The organism is Herbaspirillum sp. B65, assembly GCF_000333555.1.
Taxonomy (GTDB): Bacteria; Pseudomonadota; Gammaproteobacteria; order Burkholderiales; family Burkholderiaceae_D; genus Herbaspirillum; species Herbaspirillum rubrisubalbicans.
The window spans coordinates 1-23,569 of record NZ_BADI01000468.1 but is presented as its reverse complement, the minus strand read 5'-3'; the positions used below and the strand labels follow the sequence as shown (position 1 = coordinate 23,569).

The following is a 23,569-nucleotide window of genomic DNA, read 5'->3' as shown; positions in this document are numbered from 1 at the left end:
TTCATAAATGGGCGTGAGATCCGATCTACATATATCAGTGGTCGGCTATTTCCCGCATTGTTGCGTCAAAACGATGGTCCCAAGAATTAACATCTCGAAAATCAGCAAGGTCTTGCATATCAGAGCGAAAAGCCAAGGCTGATCCAATCGTCTCTTTTAGCGAGAGGGCCGTAGCACCGGCCTGAACGATAAAGACACCACGGTCACGACAGTGCTCGCGCATCTCGCCAAACGCAGATGACAATACCGGCAATCCCAACGCCCGATATTCGTAATACTTGATCGGATCGACTCCATCAGTGAGTCGGTTCAACTGAAAAGGGATGAGCCCTGCTGCAAATGATTTCATCACCTCCAGCGCCTCCTCATGGCGGCATGGGGGGAAGAACTTGACGTTGGTGGGTAACGTCATCGGTGGCGGATTGAAGACCGGTCCAACCAGATGGACAGGAAGATCCGGTCGTGCCGCTGCCACTGCAGCCAACATCGGCCAATCAAACCATGGCCCCATGGTGCCAACATAACCAAGAATAGGTGTACTTGATCGCTGCGTCATGGGCTCCGGCAATTTGCCCACATCACAGGCATTGGCAACGAACGCAACACTACCGTACCTCTCCCACTTCCGACACAATTCAGTCGATGAGGCCCACAACTGATCAACTCGAGACGCAATGTCGCGCTCCTTGGACGCCATCGAGCGTTGCGACCACCCCGAATAAAATGCGGGGAAGTCATCCATCGCATCATAAATGGTGCGTACAAAACCACCACGGTGCAGCAGCTCCAACGCCAGCAATGAAGGTTTGCCGATCACCAGCAAGGTGTCACCGGTCTGGCGCAACCGATCGGCGGCGGCGATCACTGGCTGCCACGCGGCCGCATTCAGACGCGAAAGCAAAGGAAGGGGCTCGACCGGCAATGCCCTTACCGAGATAAGCTGCATTTGCGGCGCCAATGATTGCGGGGGAGTCACCGCCGCTTCTTTCTTACGTTTCAGATCCGACCACTGCGGCAAACGCGTCGGGTATGGATCAACCCAAAGAATTGTGCCCTCGTGCCGCTTGCCAAACCACTCGACGAACTTGTGCGGACGCTGCGCAAAACTGGTCAGCGGCACCGGCGAGAGGTACACCAGATTGGTCATGCTTCAGCTCTTGAGGACGTCAACCGTGCGGCGCGCGGCCTGCCCATCACCATAGGGAGAGACACCCTTGGCCATCGACGAATACAAAACCTTGTCATCCAGCAACGCCTGTGCATTTTCCAGGATGGCATCGTAATTGGGGCCAATGAGCTTGACCACACCGGCATGCACCGCTTCCGGACGCTCGGTTTCGTGACGCAACACCAGCACCGGCTTGCCCAGCGCCGGTGCCTCTTCCTGCACGCCGCCCGAATCGGTGAGGATCAGGTAGGCACGCTGCATAGCCCCCACGAACGGCAGGTAGTCCAGTGGTTGCGAGAGGATGATGCGCGGATCATCGGCCAACTCGGCATGCACCACTGTCTGCACGTTGGGGTTGGGGTGGACCGGGAACAGGACCTGAATATCGGGATTGCGATTCACCAGCTCCTTGACCGCCTTGCAAATGGCTTCGAAAGGCTTGCCGAAATTCTCACGGCGGTGCGCTGTGACGAGCACCAGACGCTTGGACGCATCGAGCTCAATCCCGATCTCCGGCTGACGGGACGAGACCGAATGCAGCGCGTCGATCACACTGTTGCCGGTGACGAAGATCTGGCTATCCGGCACGCCTTCCTTGAGCAGATTCTGGCGCGAGCTCTCGGTCGGCGCAAAGTGCCAGCGCGCCAGACGGCCAGCAACCACGCGATTCATTTCTTCCGGGAAGGGATTCAGCATGTCGCCAGTGCGCAAGCCAGCCTCCACGTGGCCGAAATCGATACGATGGTAGAAGCAGGCCAACGCGGCCGTCAGCACGGTGGTAGTGTCACCCTGGGCCAGCACCACGTCCGGTTTCTCCTGCAGCAGCACTTCGTCAAAAGCCTGCAGGAGGCGAGCGGTCAATGCGGTCAGCGCCTGGTTGGGCCGCATGATGTTGAAGTCGATGTCCGGTGTAATGCCGAATACGTTGAGAACCTGATCCAACATCTGGCGGTGCTGCGCGGTAGCCAGCACCTTGACGTCAAAAGCGGGATCGGCGCGCAGCGCCAGGATGATCGGCGCCATCTTGATGGCTTCGGGGCGCGTGCCCACGACACAGATGATTTTCTTGGTTGTCATAGGTATGTCTTCGGATTAAGTGAATGTGCTCAACGCTGAAACTAGCATCCCTCTCTGTCAGGCGTCGTCATTGCTGATGTCATACTGGTGCGGCTCCCAGGGCCCCCATTTGGACTCGTAGATGGCTCGATTGCGGTCCACCAGCGCCTGCCTGTCCTTGGACAGCATCTTGTTGAACGATGCCGACAGGTGATGGTGGATAAACACGTCACGCACGCACAAGACCCGCAGGCCCTGTTGCTCGACACGACGGCAATAGTCGTCGTCTTCGAAGAAACCGAGACCGTATTCTTCGCATAGCGGACCGCATTTTTCGTAAGTGGAACGCGGCATCATGACACAAAAGAACGCGGCGGTCTTGAGCGGGAAGGCCCTGCCCATGCGGCGCAACGTATAGAAGGCCGCTTCCTGCGGCATCTCGGCCGGATCGGTATAGGTGGTCCGGATCTTTGCCTCGTTGCCGATATTGTTGGTCACCGGCCCGACCAAGCCAACGCTGGTGTCCTGCTGTAGATGACGCATCATCGTCAGCGCCCAGCCACGGGTAGCAATCGTATCGTTGTTGAACAGAGTCAGGTATTGGCCCGTCGCAGCCGCCAAGCCGATGTTGTTACCCGCTGCGAAACCGACGTTGGTCTCGTTGAGGATGATCTTCACCTCAGGATAGGTCTTGCCGAACGCAGTCAGGTAGGCCACGGAACCATCGGTGGAAGCATTATCGACCACGATGATTTCCAGATTAGGATAATGGCTGCGCGTGATCAAGCTATCAAGGCAAGCCTTGGTCAGTTCGAGGTTGTTGTAGGTCAGCACGATGACACTGATCCTGGGCATGCTCAAACCAGCCAGCGCGGTACTGAATTCCTCGGCCCGATGCTGCCAGGTCTGGCGCTGCGCAAAGGCGCGGCGTTGCTCGACTTCGGCGGGCGAACTGGGTACGGCAATGCGCTTCTTTACCATCTCGGCGAACTGGTCGTGGGAACTCGCCGAATCGACCAGGTCGCCGAACTGTGCAATCTCGGGCAATTCCGTGCTGACCACCGGCTTGCCGGCGGCCAGATATTCATAGACCTTGACCGGATTGGTGGCCAGGGTCAGGGGAATGACCTTGAAGGGCAGCAGACAGACGTCGAAAGCATAGAGGTAATGCGTCAATTGGTCGTATGGCACCTCGCCCGTCATTACCACGTTGAACAAACCCTTCAATGCGGCACCGGCCTGCGCCGTATCGTTGCCCACCAGCAGCACCAGCGCATCGGGATTCTCGCTGGCCAGGCGGCGGACCAGGTCAAGGTCAAACCATTCGGCAATGGCCCCGTAGTAACCAATGATCTTGCGTTTGCGCGCGTCCTGGTAAACCTGCTGCGGCGCCTTGGCGAATCGCTCGTATTCGCAAGCATTGCGCACCGTCGCCAAGCTGCGGGCCTTGCCACGGGCCATGTCTTCCAGCCAGGACGAGGTGGTCACCACTAGGTCGCTGGAGGCCATCATCTTGTGTTCAAGATCGATCAGCTCGCGCGGCACGTTACCGAATCCCTCGTGATGATCCATACAGTCGTAAACCAGCAGGGAATTGGGGACCGAACGGGCCAGCGGGTACCAGTAGGCATGTTCGACCACCGATACCGTGGAAAGCGCTGCCTGATCCAGCAGCAGCTTGGCCAGACTGGCACGCAGCCGGTCCAGTTCAGCCTCGCCCGGTGCGGAGAAGTAGATCGCCGGTGCGCCGCTGACATGCAGCTTGACCTGATAGAGTTCCAGGTCAACGTCGAGCCGTTCAATCTCATAACCCGGCTCGGGATCGTCGACGAAGTGATTGCTGAGGAAGAACACGCGCGCACCATTCTGGGCGAAACCGCGCGCGATCTGTTGCGGGCGCTGAATACGGAAGTGCCAGTCAATCACCGAAAAGACCAGCACATCACGCACAGGATTGGCCTCTGCTTTGGGATTGGCCGCGATGAAGCGCTGTACACGCTCCGGTTCATATCCAGACGGGGCGGCGGGTGCCGATACCTGCACCCGGCGCAATATGCGCCCGATCAAACGGCGCAAAAACTGCTTGGGTCCTGCAGGCAAGGGCAACGCATTGAAGATGCGCCGCGCCGCGCCGCGCGCGTAACGCCTGCTGACGTAACGCAAGGGTGCCCCTTCGATGGCCTGGAGGCGCTGGCTCACGCGGGCAAGCTGATCCGACTGGACAGCGATGAAGTCATTGAGCTTGCTGCCCCAGTTGGACATCTCCAGGGCCTGCTGGCGCCATTTCTCGCGATCCTCGCTCAATGCCGCGACTCGCTCATGCATTTCGGCAAGCTTTTGGGGGTCGAATACTTCTTCCTGCACGGTGCAATCCTGCAGATGCGGAGCAACGCCATCCACCCAGCTCGTCTCCGCATAGATGAGGAATATCTGCTTGCCGTTCCAATAGCTGTGACTGATCTCATCACAATTGGCCACCCGAGACCAGACCAGTCGGAATCCATTGCTCAGGCGGGTTGGCAGATTATCAGGCAGGAACGTATGGAAGTGTTCATCGATGCGTTCCATTTCCTTGTAGGGAAGCGCCAGCACGACGGCCTTGGAGGCATGGCGAGCGATGTTGTTGAGGACTGGCAGTGGATCCTCGAAATGCTCCAGGGTATTGGAGGAGAACACGAAGTCGAAGCGATCCGGCCGCGAGAACCCCTCGCCCAACCAGTTCTCGCAGGCAAAGTTCGCCAGCTTGGCCTGTGCACTGGCCTTGGTGATGGCAATGTCCGAAAAATCGATGCCCAGAAAACGGGTGGCGGTCAGGCGAGAGGCCCAGTACTCCGTACCCTGCCCTTCTGCACAGCCCCAGTCTGCGGCCGTAGAAGTCTGCTTCTTGGTGTAGTCAATGAACCAGGACGGCAAGTTGCGCAACAGAAGGTGGGCAAAGAACACGGATTGTTCCGGCCCCTCGTTCGTATCCCAGTCGTTGGAAAAACGCCGGTTCCAATAGCTGTCTGAATTGATCGGATCTGTCACTGTTTGACCTTTAGTTGCTGTTCTATCCTGGGTTGAACCAGTCCGAAGAAATTGGGCGCAATAGATGAAAAATAGTGCGCACCTTCCAGATACTCGTAATAATGGATATCGGCGCCCTGCCGGTTTTCCACGGCGGCCACCAACAGATATTTACCACTGACGAGCAAGTTGTCGAGTGTGAAGCTGATCGTAAAATGCCGTCCCTCGGCCAGGCAAACCGCCATGTCCTGATGGGTGGTGGAGACGATCAGATCAGTCCCCTTCAGATCTTTGATCGAGAAGGAAATGCAGAGATGCTCCAGCGGAATATGGTCCGGCAGGCTGATCTCCAGCAGGACCTGCACCCGCTCGCCCCACTCCAGCACATCGCGGCGATTGCCCTGGGCATCGCAGACGCTGGCCGACTTGATCAGTCCCTGCTCCGAGCCCCAATGGGTCGATGGACGCGCATCAATGGCCACGGTCTCCACGGGCGCATCCAGTGTCTGGGCAGTGGGAAGGACATCGTCATCCTGGAACATGAATTCCATGTAGCGGCCCGTGACAGGAAACACATCACCGACCTCCACCAAGCTCCCCTTGTTGATCCAGATGGCGCGCGAACAGAGGCTGCGCACTGATCCAACATCATGGCTGACGAAAAGAATGGTGGCACCCTTGCCCTGGATATCCTTGATCCGCCGCATGCACTTGGCAACGAAACGGGCGTCGCCCACCGACAAGGCCTCGTCGACGATCAGGATATCGGGATCAACGTTGATCGCAATCGAAAATGCAAGCCGAGAATACATGCCGCTGGAATAGGTCTTCACGGGGCGCTCGATGAACTCACCCAGTTCTGAGAATTCGATGACATCCTGCATGCGGCCCTCGATCTCATCCCGGGTCAGGCCAAGGATGGCGCCATTCATGATGATGTTTTCGCGGCCGGTGAACTCGGGATTGAACCCGGCACCCAGTTCCAGCAGGGCAGCCACCCGCCCCCGTGTCTTGACGCTGCCCGAAGTTGGCGCCAACGTGCCGCAGATCATCTGCAGCAGCGTGGACTTGCCGCTGCCATTGCGGCCGATCAGGCCAATGGTTTCACCACGCGCGACCTCGAAGGACACATCGCGCAAGGCCCAGAACTCGCGGTAATACTGGCGACGGCCGCCGTGAAGCAGCTGCATCAAGCGGTCACGCGGCTTGTCGTAGATGTGGTGGCACTTGCTGAGGCCCTCGACGACGATGGAGGCTTCAGAGGACATCGGCAAATCCTTTCCTGCTCTTCTGGAAGCAGGCGTAACCCAGCCAGGCCAGCACTAACGAAGCTAGCAGATAGATGGCCAGCCCGCTCCAATCCGGCAGACGCCCCCAGATCAGCACATTGCGCGCCTGCTCAATGATGAAGGTCAGCGGATTCATCATGATGAGCGTGCGCAGCTTGCCCGGGACGGCGTCGATCGGGTAGAAGACCGGCGACAGGAAAGTCAGCACCGTGGTGGCGATGGTCACAGTCTGGCCCAGATCACGCAGGAACACACCCAGCGCCGCCAGGATCCAGGTCAACCCCGCAATAACCAGCAGGAAAGGCAGCAGTACCAACGGGGTGAAAATCAAGGTCCAATGCAGGTAGCCATTGAAGGTGACGAACGCCAGCAACAGCACCGACAGGCTGATCAGGCCATGGAAGACGGCCGCGCCCAGCGAGACCAAGGGCAGTATCTCCAGAGGAAAGACCACCTTCTTGACGAAATTGACGTTCTGAACGATGAGGTGCGGGGCGCGGTTGATGACCTCGCTGAAGAGGTTCAGCACGATCATACCCACGAACAGCACTACCGCGAACTGCGTCTGGCTCTCATCATCGCCGCTGCCCCAACGGCTCTTGAAGATCTGGGAAAAAACGATGGTATAGACCACCAGCATGAAAATCGGATTGAAGAACGACCACGCTACGCCCAGCGCCGACCCTTTGTAGCGGCCCACGACTTCACGCTTGGTCATCTGGACCAGCAGGCTGCGATGGCGGACAAGCGACTTGAGCAGGGCCAGCGGAGAAAGACTGGGGGCTGCGTGCGGATCGACTTCCAGCATGGATGACTTCAATCGAAGTGCTCCGCTTCATGGAACAGCTTGCCCGCCAGATCCTTGGCCGACAGCATGGGCGCATCAAGAGTCAGCCCCCAGTCGATGGCCAGGGCCGGGTCATTCCAGAGAATGCTGCGCTCATGCTCGGGCGCCCAGTAATCGGTGGTCTTGTAGAGGAACTCGGCACTCTCGGACAACACCACGAAACCATGCGCAAATCCTTCTGGAATCCACAGCATGCGCTTGTTCTCGGCACTCAGGCGCACGCTGTAGTGCTGTCCGAAGGTCGGCGAACTCTTGCGCAGGTCCAGCGCCACATCCAGCACCTCGCCAGCGACTGCGCGCACCAGCTTACCCTGCGCCTGGCGGATCTGGTAATGCAGTCCACGCAGCACATTGCACGCGGACTTGCTGTGGTTATCCTGGACGAATTCGACCTCGCGATCCACCAGTTCGTTGAAACGCCGCTGATGAAACTCTCGAAGAAAAATCCGCGATCATCACCGAACACCTTCGGCTCGATCAACAGGACTCCTTCCAAGGGTGTTGCTATTGAATTCAAGATGCATCTCCCTGCTCGTACAAGCGTTGCAGATAGACACCGTAGCCACTCTTGACCAGCGGTGCCGCCAGCTTTTGCAACTGCTGGGCATCAATGTAGCCCATGCGATAAGCGATCTCTTCCGGACAAGCGACCTTCAGCCCCTGGCGATGTTCGATGGTCTGGATGAAATTGCTGGCTTCGATCAGGCTCTCATGGGTACCGGTATCCAGCCACGCGTAACCGCGCCCCATCATTTCCACGTTGAGCTGGCCCCGCTCAAGATAGCAGCGATTGACATCGGTGATCTCGAGCTCGCCGCGTGCCGATGGCTTGATATCGGCCGCGATGTCGCAGACCTGGTTGTCATAGAAATACAGACCGGTCACGGCATACTTGCTCTTGGGCCTTGCCGGCTTCTCTTCCAGGCTGGTGGCGCGGCCATCGACGTCGAAGGCGACCACGCCGTAACGTTCAGGATCGTGCACATGGTAGGCGAACACGGTCGCCCCGTCAGCGCGGTTGCAGGCCTGATCCAGCTTGGACTGCAGATCGTGTCCATAGAAGATGTTGTCACCCAGCACCAGCGCAGAGGGCGCGTTTCCGATGAAATCGCGACCGATGATGAAGGCTTGTGCCAGGCCATCCGGACTGGGTTGTTGCGCATAGCTGATGTTCAATCCCCAGTTGGAGCCATTGCCCAGCAGACTCTGGAAGCGCGGGGCCTCATCCGGCGTGGTGATGATGAGGATGTCCCTGATGCCGGCCAGCATCAGAGTGCTCAGCGGATAGTAGATCATCGGCTTGTCGTAGACCGGCAGCAATTGCTTGGACACTGCCATGGTTACCGGATGCAACCGTGTGCCGGAGCCACCGGCAAGGATGATGCCCTTGCGCGGGATGTTCGTTTTAGTGTTCATGGAGTTCTTTCATCATGCGCTCAACACCGCCTTGCCACCCTGGCAGTACCAGCCCGAAGGCGTCCTGGAACTTGCTGCAATCCAGACGCGAATTCAGCGGTCGCCTTGCCGGTGTCGGATAGGCACTGGTAGGAATGGGCGAAAGCCGTGCCAGGCTGGTTTGTCCGGCCCATTGTTCGGCCAGCCCGAAGACGTGCCGGGCATAGGCAAACCAGGTTGTTTCTCCGCTAGCGGTCAGGTGGTAGAGGCCTTGACGAGCGGGATCCTGAACGGTCCGCGCGATGGCGTGCGCACTGGCATCGGCCAGCAGCTCCGCCCCGGTGGGGGCACCGGTCTGATCGTCGATGACATTGAGCTCTTTGCGCTCGGCGCCCAGCCGCAGCATGGTCTTGGCGAAGTTGCCGCCGCGTGCTGCATAGACCCAGCTGGTCCGGAAGATGAGATGGGCACAGCCACTGGCAATGATCGCCTGCTCTCCTTCCAGTTTGGTCTGGCCATAGACGTTCAACGGACCGGTCGGATCGACTTCACGGCGAGGCTTGTCGCCGCTGCCGTCAAACACGTAATCAGTCGAGTAATGCACCAGCAGCGCGCCACACTGTGCAACTGCCAACGCCATCGTCTGGGGCGCCTGCGCGTTGACCAGGCGGGCTCGTTTACTATCGGACTCGGCCTTGTCCACTGCTGTGTAGGCGGCAGCATTGACCACCACATCAGGGCGCACGCTCGCGATGGTCCGGGTGATACCCGCAAGATCGGCCAGATCGCCGCAGTACCGCTGGCTGGCGGAGTGCAGGCTGATGAGTTCACCCAGGGGGGCAAGGCTGCGTTGCAGCTCCCAGCCCAATTGACCGTTGCATCCGAATAAGATGATCTTCATGCCTGGCGTCCGGCGTAATTGGTTTCCAGCCATTCGCGGTAACTGCCTGAGCGGACGTTGGCCACCCACTCCTGATTGGCCAGATACCACTCCACGGTCTTGCGAATACCCGTTTCGAAGGTTTCGGCTGGCTTCCAGCCCAGTTCGCGCTCGATCTTTCCGGCATCGATGGCGTAGCGGCGGTCGTGGCCCGGACGGTCGGTCACATAGGTAATCTGGCCGGCATAGCTCTGGCCGTCGGCACGCGGACGTAACTCATCCAGCAGGGTGCAGACGGTATTGACGATGTCGATATTGGCCTTCTCGTTCCAACCGCCAATGTTGTAGACCTCGCCTGGCGTGCCCGCCTCCAGTACGCGGCGAATGGCGCTGCAGTGATCCTTCACGTAGAGCCAGTCACGGATCTGCTGACCGTCGCCGTACACCGGCAAGGACTTGCCATCGAGCGCGTTGACGATCATCAGCGGGATCAATTTTTCTGGGAAGTGATAGGGACCATAGTTGTTGGAGCAATTGGTCGTCAGCACCGGCAGCCCGTAGGTATGGTGACAGGCGCGCACCAAATGGTCACTGGCTGCCTTGGTCGCCGAATAGGGGCTGTTGGGTGCGTAGCGATTTGTCTCCCTGAAAGCGGGGGCCTGCGGCGCCAGCGAACCATAGACCTCATCCGTGGAGACATGCAGGAAGCGGAATTGCGCACGCTCTGCCTTGTCAAGCTGGCTCCAGTACTCGCGCACGGATTCCAACAGATTGAACGTGCCCACCACATTGGTTTGGACAAACGCATCGGGACCATGAATGGAACGGTCAACGTGACTCTCGGCGGCGAAATTAAGCACGGCGCGCGGACGATGCTGCCTGAGCAAATCTGCCACCATTGGGCGATCACCGATATCGCCCTGTACAAAGATATGATCAGCATTGTCTGACAAGGAAGCCAGATTCTGCAGATTGCCGGCATACGTCAGCAAATCCAGGTTGAGCACGGACTCGCCGGTATGGCTGAGCCACTCAACGACAAAATTGGATCCAATGAATCCTGCACCGCCAGTCACTAAAATCATTGCTGTCTTGGCATGGGACACCACCGCTGGTTACCATGCGTAAAGAATGGAAACCGAGTATTTTACCCGAGCCAACCCTCATTGGATCAGTTCGCAGGCGGTTTATGCACGGCATCGCCGCTCCCTCATCACAGCCCACCAGACATTGCACATGAGAAATTACGTTATCGGAGATCTACAGGGATGCGCAGGCTCCCTGGAGAATTTGCTAGTCGTTCTGCCGCCGGCTTCTCCAGATCGCATCCTCTTCGCCGGCGACCTCATCAACCGCGGCCCCCAATCCCTGCAAACCCTGCGCACCGTCATGCAAATGGGCGAACGCGCCCAGGCCGTGCTGGGCAACCACGACCTGCACCTGCTGGCAGTAGCCTGCGGCATCCGCCCAGCCCACCGGGACGATACGCTCGACGACATCCTCAACGCCCCCGACCGCGAAGAACTGATCCACTGGCTGCGCCACCGCCCCCTGGCCATCCATGAACAGGGCCACCTGATCGTCCACGCCGGGGTACTGCCGCAATGGGATTTGCATCAGGCGCTGGCGCTAGCCGCAGAAGTGGAGGCCATGCTGCAAAGCGAGCAGTGGGTCGATTTTTTGCGTCACATGTATGGCAACCAGCCTGCGCGCTGGAGCGACGACCTGAGCGGCTACGAGCGCCTGCGCTGCATCATCAATGCCTTTACCCGCCTGCGCTTCTGCCAGGCCGATGGAACGATGGATTTTGCAGTCAAGGAAGGAGCGGCCGCCGCGCCGGAAGGATTGCTGCCCTGGTTCGAGGTACCGGGCCGCCGTACTGCGGAGGTGACCGTGGTGTTCGGCCACTGGTCCACGCTGGGCCTGGTCATGCGCCCCAACCTGATCGCCCTCGATACCGGGTGCGTCTGGGGCGGCAAACTCAGCGCGGTGCGACTTGAGGATCGGGCGCTGTTCCAGGTGCAGTGTCCGCAGGCGCGCCAGCCGGGCTGAGCGACTCCAGCGAATACCCTAATCCACCCGCAATGACTTCACGCGCCGTGCGTGCCAGGTCGCGGCGATGCGCGCCTTCAGTGCTGATAAGCGGCAATTGCTTCAGTTCAGCCGTCATGCCCTGCGCCTTGAGAATGGTGATGATGCTTTCGGCAATGGACATATCACCAATGAAATCGGCCGCACCATGCAGCTTGCCTTCGCCGTCCAGATAACGCAGCGCATAGGGCTGTACCGGTGCGCGAGCATCGATAGCGGCTTCGAACAGATTAGCGTGGAAAGGCAAAAGCGTACCCTGCGCTGCCGTGGTGCCTTCAGGGAAGAAGGCCACGTGCTCATCCTTCTCGATGCTTTCCACCAGTCCCTTGAAGATGCGTCGCACATCGCTGGCCTTGCCGCGCGAGATGAAGATGGTGCCGGTCTTGGCGCACAGCCAGCCGATCAGCGGCCAGCTGCGGATCTCGGACTTGGCCACGAAACGGCAGGGCTGCAGCGAATTGAATACGAAGATATCCAGCCAGCTCACGTGGTTCGATACCAGCAACGAACGCTGCAGCGGCAGCGGGCTGTCGATCTTGACCTGGATGCCACAGATGCGCAAGAGCTTGCGCGACCAACGCCGGATGTGCGCTTCCCGGCCTTTCTCCGAAGCGAACGGGAACAGGAAGGCACACACCGCCATGCCTTTGAACAAGTGCGCGATCAGGCGCAGCAAACGAAAAACGAACATGGCTCGGTCAGTCGTAGCCGGTCAAGAATGCCTTGACCGGTAATCAAAGAATAGTTTGCGCAAGGGCCATCATCGATCAAGCGAAAGTCAACGCTCGAACGCAATGTGCCCGGAGACGATGGTCGCCTTGACCACACCCGGCAACTCGTAGCCCAGGAAAGGCGTGTGCTTGCCCTGGCTGGCCAGCGCGGCGCCCTGCACCTTCCACAATGCATTGGGATCGAACAAGCACAGGTCGGCCGCACTGCCCACGGCCAGGTTGCCGGCCTTCAGGCCGGCTACCTTGGCGGCGCGATGGGTCACCTTGGAAATCGCCTTGGACAGCACTTCCTTGCCCTGGCCTTCGGTTTCCAGCGCCCACTTCAGCGACAGCGACAGCAGCAGTTCCAGGCCGGTAGCACCCGGCGAGGCTTCGCCGAAGGGCAGCAGCTTTTCATCGTCATCGACCGGGGTATGGTCCGAGCAGACGGCGTCGATGGTGCCATCCAGCAAGGCGGTGCGAATCGCTTCGCGGTCGCGCTGCGAACGCAGCGGCGGCGTCATGCGCGCGTTGGAGTCGAAGAAGCCGATATCCAGGTCGCACAGGTGGATGTGGTGGACACCCACGTCGCAGGTCACCGGCAGGCCTTCGCTCTTGGCCTGGCGCACCAGCTCCAGGCCGGCAGCCGAGGACATGCGGCACAGGTGTACGCGGGCACCGGTGGCGCGCATCAGTTCGAACAGGGTGTAGAGCGCAATGGTCTCCGACATCACCGGCACCCCCGACAAACCCAGGCGCGAAGCGGCCGGGCCGCTGTGGGCGATACCTGAGCGGCCCAGGTGCGGGTCTTGCGGGCGCAGCCAGACGGTGTAGTTGAAGGTCTTGGCATATTGCAGCGCCGACAGCAGCACGGTGGTGTCGGTGATCGGCTCTTCGGCCTGCGAGAAGCCGATGCAGCCAGCCTCGGTCAGCTCGGCCATTTCGGTCAGTGCTTTACCTTTCAAGCCAGCGGTCAATGCACCCAGCGGATAGACGTGGGCCTGATTGAGCGAACGGGCGCGGTGCTTGAGCATTTCCACCAGGCCCGGTTCGTCCAGTACTGGATCGGTATCGGGCGGGCAGACCAGGCTGGTCACACCGCCCTGGATGGCGGCCTGCATCTCGGACTCCAGTGTGGCCTTGTATTCGTAGCCGGGCTCGCGCAGGCGGGCCGACAGGTCCACCAAGCCGGGCGCCACGATCAGGCCAGTGGCGTCGATGGTCTTGTTGGCCACGAAGTCGGCCGGGGCCTGGCCCACACCGACGATCTTGCCGGCGGCCACATACACATCCTGCTGGGCATCGATGCCGTTGGCCGGGTCGATCAGGCGGCCGTTCTTGATATGCAGTTTCATCAGTTCTTGTCTTCTTAACGGATCGTTCAAAACGTCGCGGGGATAGTCGTCGTCAGGCTGGGATTCAGTTGCCAGCCACAATGCTCATGACCGCCATGCGCACCGCAATGCCGAAGGTCACCTGCGGCAGGATCACGGCCTGGGCGCCATCGGCTACGGCCGAGTCGATTTCCACGCCGCGGTTCATCGGGCCAGGGTGCATGACGATGGCGTCCGGCTTGGCCAGGGCCAGGCGTTCCGGGGTCAGGCCGTAGCTCTTGAAGAACTCCTGCGCCGAGGGCAGCAAGGCGCCGCTCATGCGTTCGTTCTGCAAGCGCAGCATGATGATCACGTCCACGTCCTTCAAGCCCTCTTCCATGTTGTGGAAGACGCGCACGCCCATCTGCTCCAGGCCGCTGGGCAACAGGGTGCGCGGACCAATGGCGCGCACTTCGGGCACCCCCAGGGTGGTCAGCGCATGGATGTCCGAGCGCGCCACGCGGCTGTGCAGGATGTCACCGACGATGGCCACGCGCAGGTTGGTGAAGTCCTTCTTGTAGTGGCGGATGGTGTACATGTCCAGCAGACCCTGGGTCGGGTGCGCGTGGCGGCCGTCGCCGGCGTTGACCACGTGGACGTGCGACTGCTTGGTATCGATCAGGTGCTTGGCGATCAGGAAGGGCGCGCCCGATTGCGCGTGGCGCACCACGAACATGTCGGCGTGCATGGCCGCCAGGTTGTCGATGGTGTCCAGCAGCGACTCGCCCTTGCTGGTGCTGGAAGCCTGGATGTTCAGATTGATCACGTCCGCCGAGAGGCGCTTGGAGGCGATCTCGAAGGTGGTGCGGGTACGCGTGGAATTCTCGAAGAACAGGTTGAAGACGCTCTTGCCGCGCATCAGCGGTACCTTCTTGACTTCGCGGTCGCCGATGCTGACGAAGGAGGAAGCGGTATCGAGGATGTGCGTCAGGATAGCGCGCGGCAAACCCTCGATGGTCAGCAGGTGTTGCAGTTCGCCGTTTTTGTTCAGTTGTGGATTAAGCATGGACCACCGTGAGTGAGAAGCGGCCGTCATCGGCGCGTTGCAGTTGCAGGTTTTCTTGTTTGTTCAGCTTGACCGCAGTGGCCACGAAGTCGGCGGCAATGGGCAGCTCGCGCCCGCCACGGTCCACCAGCGCGGCCAGCAGCACGCGCGCCGGGCGGCCATAGTCGAACAGTTCGTTGATGGCCGCGCGCGTGGTGCGGCCGGTATAGAGCACGTCGTCGACCAGCAGGATGGTGGCACCTTCGACATCGAAGGGAATCTGGCTGGGTTTCACATCGGCGCGCAAGCCCTTCTCGGAAAAGTCGTCGCGATAGAAGGAAACGTCCACGAAACCCAGGCGTTCGGTCAGGCCCAGCTCGCTGGCCAGGCGCTCGGCCAGCCAGGCCCCGCCGGAATGGATGCCTACCAGCGCAACGTCCGTTGCGCCTTGCAGGCCTGCCTTGATCTGCTGCACCAGGGTCTGGTACAGCGCTTCTGCATCAAGCTGGGAAGGTGTTGTGCTCATGAATGTGCGTCGTCAAAGTATTGCTGCAAAATGATGGCGGCGGCCTGGTCGTCAATCTGCTCGCCGCGTTGGTGGTGGATCACCGCCGAACTGTAGCGCTCATCCACCAGCGTGACTTGCACGCCATAACGGCCATGCAACTGGTTGGCGAAGCGGCGGCAGCGCGCGCTCATCTCGTGTTCGGCGCCGTCTGGATGCAAGGGCAGGCCGACCACGCAACGCGCCGGCTGCCACTCCTGGATCAGGCTGGCGATGGCGGCGAACTTGCCATCGTTGGTGGGTGCGCTGATGACCGCCAGCGGCTGCGCCTGCTTCAGGCCGGTATTGCCCACGGCCACGCCGATGCGCTTCAAGCCGAAGTCGAAGGCCAGGATGGTGTCCAAGTGCAGTTCCCGTCTCAAGCCCGTCCGGCATCGCCGGAGAGCATCACCGGGTCGATCCCCAGCAAGGCCAGTGCTGCCGTGAAGCGTTGCTCTACCGGCAATTCGAAGATGATGGCGGGATCGGCCTTGACCGTCAGCCAGCCGTTGCGGGCGATCTCGCCTTCCAGTTGGCCCGGGCTCCAGCCCGAGCAACCCAGCGTCACCAGCACGCGCTCGGGGCCATTGCCATGCGCCACCGCTTCGAGCACATCCTTGGAGGTGGTCAGGGCCACGTCTTCGGTGACCTGCAGCGTGGAGGAATATTTTTCCGAGGTGGAATGCAGCACGAAGCCGCGCTCCACCTGCACCGGGCCGCCGAACATGACCGGGCGCCGATACAGCTCGGGCATGGCATCAGGCGTGTCGGGACGGATCTCCAGCTTGAGGTTGATGCGGTCGAACAGCACATCCATGGTCATGTCGGTGGGCTTGTTGATCACCACGCCGAGCGCGCCGTTATGGTTGTGTTCGCAGAGATAGACCACGGTGCCGCCAAAGATCGGGTCCAGCATGGACGGCATGGCGATCAGGAAATGATTGGTCAGGTCCAGTTCCAGCGGGGCAGGCGCGGCTTGCCCGGCGTCGTCGCCGTCCTCGGCGCGCTCATTGGACTCGGTGGAATCGGTGGCAGCAGCCTTGCGGGCGCGGGAGTCGGGGTGGAATGGATCGAAAGCGCCAAAGGATTCCATGGATTCATCGAAATCCTCGGCTGAGAAACTGAAGGGAGAATTACGTCTCTTGATCATCCCGGCATTTTAGCAGTTTTGGCCGGCATCCCATGTGGCTCATGGGGAATAGCCCTCAAGTCCGGCCATGGAATGCCAAATCCGAGACCATTTTAATTGCCGCCAAGCATCTTTCTGACCGCCTGCCGCGCCTGCGCCCCCAGTTCGGCCAGGTCTACGCCCGGGATGACGTCGTCCTGCACCACTGCCCGGCCGGCCACCCACATTGCCTTCAAGAAAGGTCGCCCGCCCGACACCACCGGCCCAATGGCCGGGTCATGCAGCCCGAAGTAGCGCGGATCATCCAGACGATAGAGCGCGATATCGGCCTGCTGCCCCACCTGCAAGCCATCCAGCGCGCCCAGACCCAGCACGCGGGCGCCGCCCGTGCTGCCCCAACGCACCACGTCTTCCACGCTCGCCGCATCGGCGCCGCCCTCGAAACTGCCGCCCCGGAAGGCAGGGCTGGCCTCCTGCCCGCGCCGGGCGCGCTGCATCAGCCAGGCGGCGTGGGTTTCCGAGATCATGTCGGCCGCCTCGTTGGACGCCGCGCCGTCCACGCCGATGGACACCGGCACGCCGGCCGCCTCCAGCGCGCGTATCGGGGCAATGCCACTGCCCAGCCGGCCATTGCTCTGCGGACAATGCGCAATGCCGGTGCCGGTCGCGCCCAGCAGGCGGATTTCCTCCACATCCAGCTTGACCAGATGCGCAAACCACACGTCCGGCCCCAGCCAACCGACCCGCTCGCAGAACTCCACCGGGCGGCAGCCGTGCATGGCGTGCGCGCTGTCCTGGTAGCCCACGGTCTCCGAGAGATGGCTATGCAGCCGCAACCCCAGCGCACGGGCGGCGCTGGCGATCTCGCGCAATTCCTCGGGCGCGGCCGAATACAGCGGCGTGGTGGGCGCCATCACCACCCGGCGCATCGACGCCGCCGCAGGATCGTGGAAGCGCTTGGCCAGGCGGCCCATATCGACCAGGAAAGCTTCCAGCGTCTCGGGTCGCAAGGCGCTGGGCAACTCGGCTTCCAGTTGCCGCGTGCGGGTGGCCGTGCCCCGGCACAGCACGAAGCGCAAGCCCAGGCGCTCGGCTTCCTCGAACAGGATCGCCGAGCTATCGAAGGGCATCCCGGGGTAATACAGGTAGTTGTGATCGGCAATGGTGCCGCAGCCCGAACGCATGAGCTCGACCATGCCGATGCGCGCGGCCAGCCGGAACAGCTCGCCATCGAAGCGGGCGCGATAGCGATAGGGCGTGGCCGCCAGCCAGGGCGTGAGCGTGGCATTGATGCCCAGCGGATCGCCCTTCAATAGCGACTGGAACAGGTGATGATGGGTATTGACCCAGGCTGGATAGGCCACGCAATCGCTGGCATCGAGCACGGTTTCGCCGGGCAATGCATCGAGCTTGCCGATGGCGGCGATCACGCCGTCCTGCACGCGGAGGTCGGGGCCGGCATGACGGGCCGCAGCGCCCGCCAGGCCGGTCATGATGGCTTGCAGGTTCCTGATCAGGAAGGTAGGCATGGCAGATCGACTCCAGGGAAGTTCATGTTCAATGCATCTCGCTCAATTCATCTCACTTTCATGCCAGCCCGCCAGCATCGCACGCGAGATTGCACTCATGAGCCAGAACAGCAGGATGCCGGTCAGCGTGATCAACAGCAAGGCCGCAAACAGCCGCGGGATGTTCAACTGGAAACCGGCCTGCAGGATCTGGTAGGCCAGCCCCGAACCGGTGCCGCCGGTACCGGCCACGAACTCGGCCACCACCGCACCAATCAAGGCCAGCCCGCTGGAAATGCGCAAGCCGCCGAAAAAGTAAGGCAAGGCACTGGGAATGCGCAAGCGCCACAGCGTCTGCCAGCGCGTGGCCTTGTTGAGGCGGAACAGGTTGAGCAAGCCCGGATTGACGCTACGCAAGCCCAGCGTGGTGTTGGAGATGATGGGAAAGAGCGCCATGATGGTCGCGCACACCGTCAGCGCAGCCGTCGTATCCTTGACCCAGATGATGATCAACGGCGCGATGGCCACGATGGGCGTGACCTGCAGGATGATCGCATAGGGAAACAGGCTGACCTCGATGAAGCGGCTCTGCACGAACACGAAGGCAATCGCCACCCCCAGCAGCACCGCCAGCGCAAAGGCCAGGAAGGTGATCTTCAAGGTCACCAGCAGCGAATCCATCAGCAGCCCCCAGTCTGCCACCAGGGTCTTGGCGATCAGGACCGGCGTGGGCACCAGGTAGGGCGGCACATCCAGCCAGGTGCAGACCAGCTGCCACAGCAACAGCAGCGCCATGCCGATGGACAGCGGCGCCACCACGCGCCAGAAACCGGGACGGCGGATGAGCGGATCAGTGTTGGGCGGCATGGTCGCCTCCCTGCTGGTTGGCCAGCGTCAGGTAATCGGAAAGGGTCTTGCAGTACTGCATGAAAGGCGCCGACATGCGGAAGGCCTCATCGCGCGGCCCCGGCGCATCGATGGCCACGTCCGCAATCACGCGCCCGGGCCTGGCTGCCATGACGATCACGCGCGAAGACAGAAACACCGCCTCGTAGATACTATGGGTGACGAACACCACCGTCAGGTCTTGCCGGCTCCAGATGTCGCGCAGGTCGGCATCCAGCTTGTTGCGGGTGAATTCATCGAGCGCCCCGAAGGGCTCATCCATCAACAACAGATTGGGTGAAGTCGCCAGCGCCCGCGCAATCGAGGCGCGCATCTGCATCCCGCCGGACAGTTCACGCGGCAGCACCTGGTGGAATTTTTCCAGGCCCACCCGCTGCAAGGCCTCGGCCACGCGCGCATCGGCCTGCGCGCGCGGCACGTGGCGCAAGTCCAGCGGCAGCCGTGCATTCTGCTGCACCGTGGCCCAGGGCATCAGGGTGGCTTCCTGGAATACCATGGCCAGCGTGCGCGCGGGCGTGCCGAGCGTGGCCAGGTTACCGCCCCACCAGCGGATATGCCCATGGGACGGCTCTTCCAGCCCGGCGAACATCTTCAGCAAGGTACTCTTGCCGCAACCCGAAGGCCCCAGCAGCGAGACGAATTCGCCACGCCTGATATCGAGCCGGACCTCATCGAGCGCCCGTGTGCCGTTGCCATAGGTCTTCTCCACCCGCTGCGCCGACAGCACCGGCACGGCTGCGCCCTCCTGCTCCCTCTGCTCCCATCGCGCTGCCTGCGACATGGCGTGCTCATCTCTGTCCATGGGATCTCCTGGCGAGTTCATGCAACGGGATGGAGACGGAATACTTCGGATTCGCCGTGCTCTTCCAGCAATTGCAGCAATCTGCGCCGCATGATGAGACCAGGCCGATCCGAGGCCATGTGGAATTCCTGGCGGCGGCGCACGTCGATGCAGGCATCGGGATCGGTGGCTTCCAGGATCTCGCGATCTTCCACCAGGATGGGAGCATCCCAGGCAATGAGCTCGGCTTCGGTACAGTCCTCTTCGGTATCGTTGCGATACAACCATTGCGACAGCATAATGGCGCCATCATCGATGGGCGTGGCGCAGTTGTAGATGATGTGGTGCCGGCCGCTCTCTGGATAGGTGCAGCCGAAGCGGCGCACGAAGGGCAGATACCAGCGGTTGAACATGTGGCGCACGGTGGTGTCGGCGGTGCTGCCGGTGACGCGATAGCTGGCCGGCACATTCTTGATGGGCACCCGGGTCTCGGCCTCGAAACCGTAGTCGGTTTCCTCGATCTCGTATTTCTCCGGCTTGGGCTGGTCATACAGGCCGAAGGTGGCGCGGTGTACGTAGCTGAAGTGGGAATTGTCGAAGGAGTTTTCCATCATGCGCAGTGCGCTGGTTTCCCAGCGTTCATAGAACTGGAATATGCGGCGATAACCCGGCGCGCCCTCTTCCGGGAAATCGGGAATGTCGCGCAGCGGTTCTTCCAGCGCCACCCAGACGTAACCGTAGCGCTCCTTGCAGTAATAAGACTTCACACAGGCGCCAGACGGCACGCCGCCCTCCGCGTTCTGCGGCACCCTCACGCAAGTTCCTTCACCATTGAAGGTCCAACCGTGATACCCGCACACGATATGGCCGTTTTCCACGAAACCCTTGGACAGCCTGGCCGTGCGATGGCAGCAGCGATCCTGCAAGGCGGCCGGCGTGCCATCTTCCTTGAGCCAGAGCACCAGCTTCTCGCCCAGCAGCGTGAACGGCTGGGGCCCCTCCTTCAGTTGCGAGATGGGCATGAGTGCGTACCAGAACTTGCGCAAGACTTTTTGTTGAGTGACCAACATGATGTGGCTCCTTCTGCTTGCACGGTAGCGGGTATGCGCCACCGTGCGCCGGCCGGCGTGCCAACACGGTCGCCTTCGCCGGAGAAAACCGACTCAGGGCATGACCTTCATGTCCTTGACGAACTGGGTGGTATAGGCCTTGTGGTAATCGGTGCCGGCCTTGAGCAGGCCGGTGGCCACCATCACGTCATAGGTCTGCTTCCAGCGTTCGTCGGTCATCACGCCGATGCCCAGCCTGGCGGCATCGCCCCCGGTGACCACCTTCAGTTCCTTGAGCTTGGCCACGGCATAGGCCAGTTGTTCGTCGCTCATGTTCTTGTTGTCGGCCTTGATGAGGGCATTGGCCGGGGCCGGGTCTTCCAGGTAGCTCTTCCAGCCTTCGGCGGTGGCCTTGACGAAACGCTGTACCAGGTCGGGCTTGGTCGCCACCGTCTTTTGCAACGTCACGATGGTGGTGCCATAGGGCGGATAGCCTGCGCTGGCAAAGAGGAAGAACTTGCTCTTCACGCCGGCCTTGTCGGCCTGGAACAGTTCAGAGGAGGGATAGGCCTGCTGCGCGATGTTGGGGTCGGCGAAGAAGGGTTGCAGGTTGAAGGTATAGGCCTTGGATTGCGCATTGGTGTAGCCATACTTGGCCTTGAGCCAGGGCCACCAGCTCGACTGCCCGGAGCCGGCCACCAGGATGGTCTTGTCCTTCAGGCCGGCCAGGCTGGTGACGTCATCGTGCGTCATCATCCCTTGCAGGTCGGACTGGAAGGAGGTCCCCACGGTGACCAACGGCAGCCCCTGCTCGATCCCCTTCATGACCGTGAAGTCATAGCCCATGCTGAAGTCGGCCTGCCCGGCCACCAGGATCTGCATGTTGTTGACCTGCGGGCCGCCCATCTTGATGGTCACCTCCATGCCGTACTTCTTGTAGATGCCCTTGGCCACGGCCTGGTAGAAGCCGCCATGCTCGGCCTGGGCATACCAGTTCGACAGCAGCGTGACCTTGTCCTCGGCCTGGGCCAGGGCTGCCATCTGCAGGGCTGCCGCGCCCAGTAGTGCGCCGGTGAAGCGCCGCAGGAATGTCCGCTGTTGCATCGTTTGCTTTTTCATCGCCTTCCTCTCCAGGTGGGTTGAACTTGCACAGATCAATCGGAATATCAACAATCGGGCATCCCCCGAGCAGCTCGCAGGAGCAACGCAATCGACAAAACGGAAGAAGCTGACAACTGCGGCAGCAAAGGAAGGAGCCAATCAGGCGAAGGCGCGTGGGCATTGTGCATGGTCTCGTGTCCGATCAAAAAATGATGGGGACCATCGGAAGGCTCCGATGGTGTCACGAGCAATGCCCCGCAAGACGGTAAGTGTGAAGTGTTACCGACTGCTAGCCGCTTCTACTCAAGCTCTTGGTTAGCAAACGGCGTGCCAATGAAAAAGGGATGGAAATCTCCATCCCTTGCACCAGTAGCGCCCACAGATCGGGGCGCCATGCCTTGATCTGCATCAGAGGCGCACCAATAAGAAGCCTGCCTCAGGCCACGCCATGCCGTTTGAAGAAGGCCACCACCTTGGCCCAGGCATCCTTGGCATCGGCCTCGACATAGCTGGGGCGGTAATCGGCATTGAAGGCATGGCCAGAGTTCATATAGACATGGAATTCGGAATGGTTGCCGGCCTTCTGCAACGCCTCCTTCATCTGTTCCACGGTAGCCACCGGAATGCCCTGGTCCTTGCCGCCATACAGGCCGATGACCGGAGGCTTCAGGGTGGGTGCGATATCGATGGGCTGCTGCGGGAACAGGGCGCTGTTCTCGCCCACCAGGCGGCCATACCAGGCCGCCCCGGCCTTGACCTTGGGATTGTGCGCACAGTAGAGCCACACGATGCGGCCACCCCAGCAGAAACCATTGATCCCCAGGCGACGGAGATCGCCGCCGTTCTCGCCGGCCCATTTGACATAGGCATCGATGTCGCCCATCACCTGGGCGTCTGGCACCTTGGAAATGATTTCCTTCTGCAGCTCGGCAATGGAGGTATAGGCCATGGGATTGCCCTGGCGCACGAAGAAGTCCGGCGCAATGGCGAGGTAACCCAGCTTGGCGAAACGCCGTGCGATATCGGCGATGTGTTCGTGCACGCCAAAGATCTCGGAGACCACGATGATCACCGGCAAGCCGGTCTTGCCCTCGGGCTGAGCGCGATAGGCCGGCACGCGCTGGCCGTTGACGTCGATGGCGACTTCGCCTGCGCTCAGGCCCTGGGTATCGGTCTTGATCATGGTCTGCGCGCAGACCGGCATGACGGCGGCGGCAAAGCCGGTGCCCAGCGCCGTCTTGAGGAAAGTGCGGCGGTCGGCGTTGGCGGACAAGGTGCTCTGGCCGAGCAGGCTGTCGAGATCGCTACGAAGATCGTTCATCGGGCTCTCCATCTGGCGGCACTGGACCGCATTGAGTGTGAGGGGAAGGCAGGCGCAATGAGGACGCGCAATGACAGTGCCGGATGATAACCCGAGGCCGTCAGCCCTGCACCGCCAGCACCTTGCCACTGGCCGGTAGTCCCGGCGTGGCCGGCGTGACATCAAACTCGCGCGCAGCCACCGGCTGTGCAGGAGCAGCAGTGGCAGCAGCAGCCACACGCGCCTGGCTGGCATCGATGCGGAACACGCTCACCAACTGCTGCAGACCCGCCGCCTGCTCCTGCAGTGAACGGGCGGCAGCGGCCGCCTGTTCGACCAGCGCGGCATTCTGTTGCGTCATGTCGTCGATCTGGATGATGGCTTCGTTGAACTGTTCGATGCCACTGCTCTGCTCGCGGTTGGCGTGGGTGATCTCGGTCATCACATCGGT

Annotated in this window: 21 protein-coding genes and 2 pseudogenes; 1 reads left to right on the top strand and 22 read right to left on the bottom strand. The window is 61.0% G+C overall.

All coding sequences use genetic code 11. From position 1 onward, the window contains the following. Positions 1–34 precede the first annotated feature (34 nt). The 9 genes and pseudogenes from I5W_RS11365 to rfbB form a co-directional block, all read right to left on the bottom strand. Positions 35–1,147, bottom strand: a complete 1,113-nt coding sequence (locus I5W_RS11365) for a hypothetical protein (RefSeq protein WP_044529300.1) — start codon at positions 1,145–1,147, stop codon at positions 35–37. Between the two features lie 3 nt (positions 1,148–1,150). After that, positions 1,151–2,245 (bottom strand): non-hydrolyzing UDP-N-acetylglucosamine 2-epimerase, encoded by a 1,095-nt coding sequence (gene wecB, locus I5W_RS11360; protein ID WP_044529299.1) that lies wholly within the window; start codon positions 2,243–2,245, stop codon positions 1,151–1,153. A gap of 57 nt (positions 2,246–2,302) precedes the next feature. After that, positions 2,303–5,167, bottom strand: a complete 2,865-nt coding sequence (locus I5W_RS11355; RefSeq protein ID WP_148289089.1) for a glycosyltransferase — start codon at positions 5,165–5,167, stop codon at positions 2,303–2,305. A gap of 80 nt (positions 5,168–5,247) precedes the next feature. Then, positions 5,248–6,360, bottom strand: a complete 1,113-nt coding sequence (locus I5W_RS11350) for an ABC transporter ATP-binding protein (protein ID WP_252716995.1) — start codon at positions 6,358–6,360, stop codon at positions 5,248–5,250. A 127-nt stretch (positions 6,361–6,487) separates the two neighbouring features. Next, positions 6,488–7,327 carry an ABC transporter permease gene (locus tag I5W_RS11345; RefSeq protein ID WP_044529297.1) on the bottom strand — a complete coding sequence of 280 codons (840 nt, stop codon included), beginning with the start codon at positions 7,325–7,327 and terminating at the stop codon, positions 6,488–6,490. 8 nt (positions 7,328–7,335) lie between these two features. Then, positions 7,336–7,883, bottom strand: a pseudogene (rfbC, locus tag I5W_RS11340) (dTDP-4-dehydrorhamnose 3,5-epimerase). Next, on the bottom strand, positions 7,880–8,764 hold the full coding sequence (gene rfbA, locus I5W_RS11335) for a glucose-1-phosphate thymidylyltransferase RfbA (protein ID WP_044529316.1): 885 nt from the start codon (positions 8,762–8,764) through the stop codon (positions 7,880–7,882). The pseudogene rfbC and the gene rfbA overlap by 4 nt, the downstream one beginning before the upstream one ends. A 7-nt stretch (positions 8,765–8,771) precedes the next feature. After that, entirely contained in the window at positions 8,772–9,662 is an 891-nt protein-coding gene (rfbD, locus tag I5W_RS11330; RefSeq protein ID WP_044529296.1) for a dTDP-4-dehydrorhamnose reductase, read from the bottom strand. After that, a complete protein-coding gene (gene rfbB / locus I5W_RS11325) occupies positions 9,659–10,726 on the bottom strand; it encodes a dTDP-glucose 4,6-dehydratase (RefSeq protein WP_044529295.1) in 1,068 nt (355 codons plus the stop codon). Before rfbB ends, rfbD begins: the two co-directional genes overlap by 4 nt. A 151-nt stretch (positions 10,727–10,877) precedes the next feature. Between rfbB and I5W_RS11320 the strand changes: the two genes are divergently transcribed. Then, entirely contained in the window at positions 10,878–11,693 is an 816-nt protein-coding gene (locus I5W_RS11320) for a symmetrical bis(5'-nucleosyl)-tetraphosphatase (RefSeq protein ID WP_044529294.1), read from the top strand. On the opposite strand, the gene I5W_RS11315 is transcribed toward I5W_RS11320, so the two are convergent. The 13 genes and pseudogenes from I5W_RS11315 to I5W_RS11255 all read right to left on the bottom strand — a co-directional run. After that, positions 11,623–12,423 (bottom strand): lysophospholipid acyltransferase family protein, encoded by an 801-nt coding sequence (locus I5W_RS11315; protein ID WP_017454304.1) that lies wholly within the window; start codon positions 12,421–12,423, stop codon positions 11,623–11,625. The genes I5W_RS11320 and I5W_RS11315 overlap by 71 nt on opposite strands. Before the next feature lie 87 nt (positions 12,424–12,510). After that, positions 12,511–13,797 (bottom strand): dihydroorotase, encoded by a 1,287-nt coding sequence (locus I5W_RS11310; RefSeq protein WP_017454303.1) that lies wholly within the window; start codon positions 13,795–13,797, stop codon positions 12,511–12,513. 64 nt (positions 13,798–13,861) lie between these two features. Beyond that, a complete protein-coding gene (locus I5W_RS11305) occupies positions 13,862–14,821 on the bottom strand; it encodes an aspartate carbamoyltransferase catalytic subunit (RefSeq protein WP_017454302.1) in 960 nt (319 codons plus the stop codon). Next, positions 14,814–15,326: a bifunctional pyr operon transcriptional regulator/uracil phosphoribosyltransferase PyrR gene (gene pyrR, locus I5W_RS11300; RefSeq protein ID WP_017454301.1), complete on the bottom strand. Its 513-nt coding sequence runs from the start codon at positions 15,324–15,326 to the stop codon at positions 14,814–14,816. The genes I5W_RS11305 and pyrR overlap by 8 nt, the downstream gene beginning before the upstream one ends. Continuing rightward, entirely contained in the window at positions 15,323–15,709 is a 387-nt protein-coding gene (ruvX, locus tag I5W_RS11295) for a Holliday junction resolvase RuvX (RefSeq protein WP_044529293.1), read from the bottom strand. Before ruvX ends, pyrR begins: the two co-directional genes overlap by 4 nt. A 14-nt stretch (positions 15,710–15,723) precedes the next feature. Continuing rightward, the gene (locus I5W_RS11290; protein WP_026052238.1) at positions 15,724–16,494 is read right to left on the bottom strand and encodes a YqgE/AlgH family protein; all 771 of its coding nucleotides are present in this window, start codon (positions 16,492–16,494) and stop codon (positions 15,724–15,726) included. A gap of 92 nt (positions 16,495–16,586) precedes the next feature. Then, positions 16,587–18,002, bottom strand: coding sequence for an amidohydrolase family protein (locus tag I5W_RS11285; protein ID WP_044529292.1), 1,416 nt, complete (start codon positions 18,000–18,002; stop codon positions 16,587–16,589). 42 nt (positions 18,003–18,044) lie between these two features. Continuing rightward, on the bottom strand, positions 18,045–18,848 hold the full coding sequence (locus I5W_RS11280; RefSeq protein ID WP_044529291.1) for an ABC transporter permease: 804 nt from the start codon (positions 18,846–18,848) through the stop codon (positions 18,045–18,047). Next, positions 18,832–19,689: an ABC transporter ATP-binding protein gene (locus I5W_RS11275; protein WP_044529290.1), complete on the bottom strand. Its 858-nt coding sequence runs from the start codon at positions 19,687–19,689 to the stop codon at positions 18,832–18,834. The genes I5W_RS11280 and I5W_RS11275 overlap by 17 nt, the downstream gene beginning before the upstream one ends. Before the next feature lie 17 nt (positions 19,690–19,706). Continuing rightward, the gene (locus tag I5W_RS11270) at positions 19,707–20,738 is read right to left on the bottom strand and encodes an aromatic ring-hydroxylating dioxygenase subunit alpha (RefSeq protein WP_044529289.1); all 1,032 of its coding nucleotides are present in this window, start codon (positions 20,736–20,738) and stop codon (positions 19,707–19,709) included. Between the two features lie 93 nt (positions 20,739–20,831). Beyond that, positions 20,832–21,836 (bottom strand): ABC transporter substrate-binding protein, encoded by a 1,005-nt coding sequence (locus tag I5W_RS11265; RefSeq protein ID WP_083893518.1) that lies wholly within the window; start codon positions 21,834–21,836, stop codon positions 20,832–20,834. Positions 21,837–22,254: 418 nt separating this feature from the next. Further along, a complete protein-coding gene (locus I5W_RS11260; RefSeq protein WP_044529288.1) occupies positions 22,255–23,139 on the bottom strand; it encodes a dienelactone hydrolase family protein in 885 nt (294 codons plus the stop codon). 100 nt (positions 23,140–23,239) lie between these two features. Continuing rightward, positions 23,240–23,569, bottom strand: a pseudogene (locus tag I5W_RS11255) (methyl-accepting chemotaxis protein); the annotation flags it as partial.

Excerpts from the sequence above, each read along its gene's own strand:
- I5W_RS11365 (WP_044529300.1), bottom strand. The coding sequence starts at position 1,147 with ATGACCAATCTGGTGTACCTCTCGCCGGTGCCGCTGACCAGTTTTGCG.
- wecB (WP_044529299.1), bottom strand. The coding sequence starts at position 2,245 with ATGACAACCAAGAAAATCATCTGTGTCGTGGGCACGCGCCCCGAAGCC.
- I5W_RS11345 (WP_044529297.1), bottom strand. The coding sequence starts at position 7,327 with ATGCTGGAAGTCGATCCGCACGCAGCCCCCAGTCTTTCTCCGCTGGCC.
- rfbD (WP_044529296.1), bottom strand. The coding sequence starts at position 9,662 with ATGAAGATCATCTTATTCGGATGCAACGGTCAATTGGGCTGGGAGCTG.
- rfbB (WP_044529295.1), bottom strand. The coding sequence starts at position 10,726 with ATGATTTTAGTGACTGGCGGTGCAGGATTCATTGGATCCAATTTTGTC.
- I5W_RS11320 (WP_044529294.1), top strand. The coding sequence starts at position 10,878 with ATGAGAAATTACGTTATCGGAGATCTACAGGGATGCGCAGGCTCCCTG.
- I5W_RS11315 (WP_017454304.1), bottom strand. The coding sequence starts at position 12,423 with ATGTTCGTTTTTCGTTTGCTGCGCCTGATCGCGCACTTGTTCAAAGGC.
- I5W_RS11310 (WP_017454303.1), bottom strand. The coding sequence starts at position 13,797 with ATGAAACTGCATATCAAGAACGGCCGCCTGATCGACCCGGCCAACGGC.
- I5W_RS11305 (WP_017454302.1), bottom strand. The coding sequence starts at position 14,821 with ATGCTTAATCCACAACTGAACAAAAACGGCGAACTGCAACACCTGCTG.
- pyrR (WP_017454301.1), bottom strand. The coding sequence starts at position 15,326 with ATGAGCACAACACCTTCCCAGCTTGATGCAGAAGCGCTGTACCAGACC.
- I5W_RS11290 (WP_026052238.1), bottom strand. The coding sequence starts at position 16,494 with ATGATCAAGAGACGTAATTCTCCCTTCAGTTTCTCAGCCGAGGATTTC.
- I5W_RS11285 (WP_044529292.1), bottom strand. The coding sequence starts at position 18,002 with ATGCCTACCTTCCTGATCAGGAACCTGCAAGCCATCATGACCGGCCTG.
- I5W_RS11280 (WP_044529291.1), bottom strand. The coding sequence starts at position 18,848 with ATGCCGCCCAACACTGATCCGCTCATCCGCCGTCCCGGTTTCTGGCGC.
- I5W_RS11275 (WP_044529290.1), bottom strand. The coding sequence starts at position 19,689 with ATGGACAGAGATGAGCACGCCATGTCGCAGGCAGCGCGATGGGAGCAG.
- I5W_RS11270 (WP_044529289.1), bottom strand. The coding sequence starts at position 20,738 with ATGTTGGTCACTCAACAAAAAGTCTTGCGCAAGTTCTGGTACGCACTC.
- I5W_RS11265 (WP_083893518.1), bottom strand. The coding sequence starts at position 21,836 with ATGAAAAAGCAAACGATGCAACAGCGGACATTCCTGCGGCGCTTCACC.
- I5W_RS11260 (WP_044529288.1), bottom strand. The coding sequence starts at position 23,139 with ATGAACGATCTTCGTAGCGATCTCGACAGCCTGCTCGGCCAGAGCACC.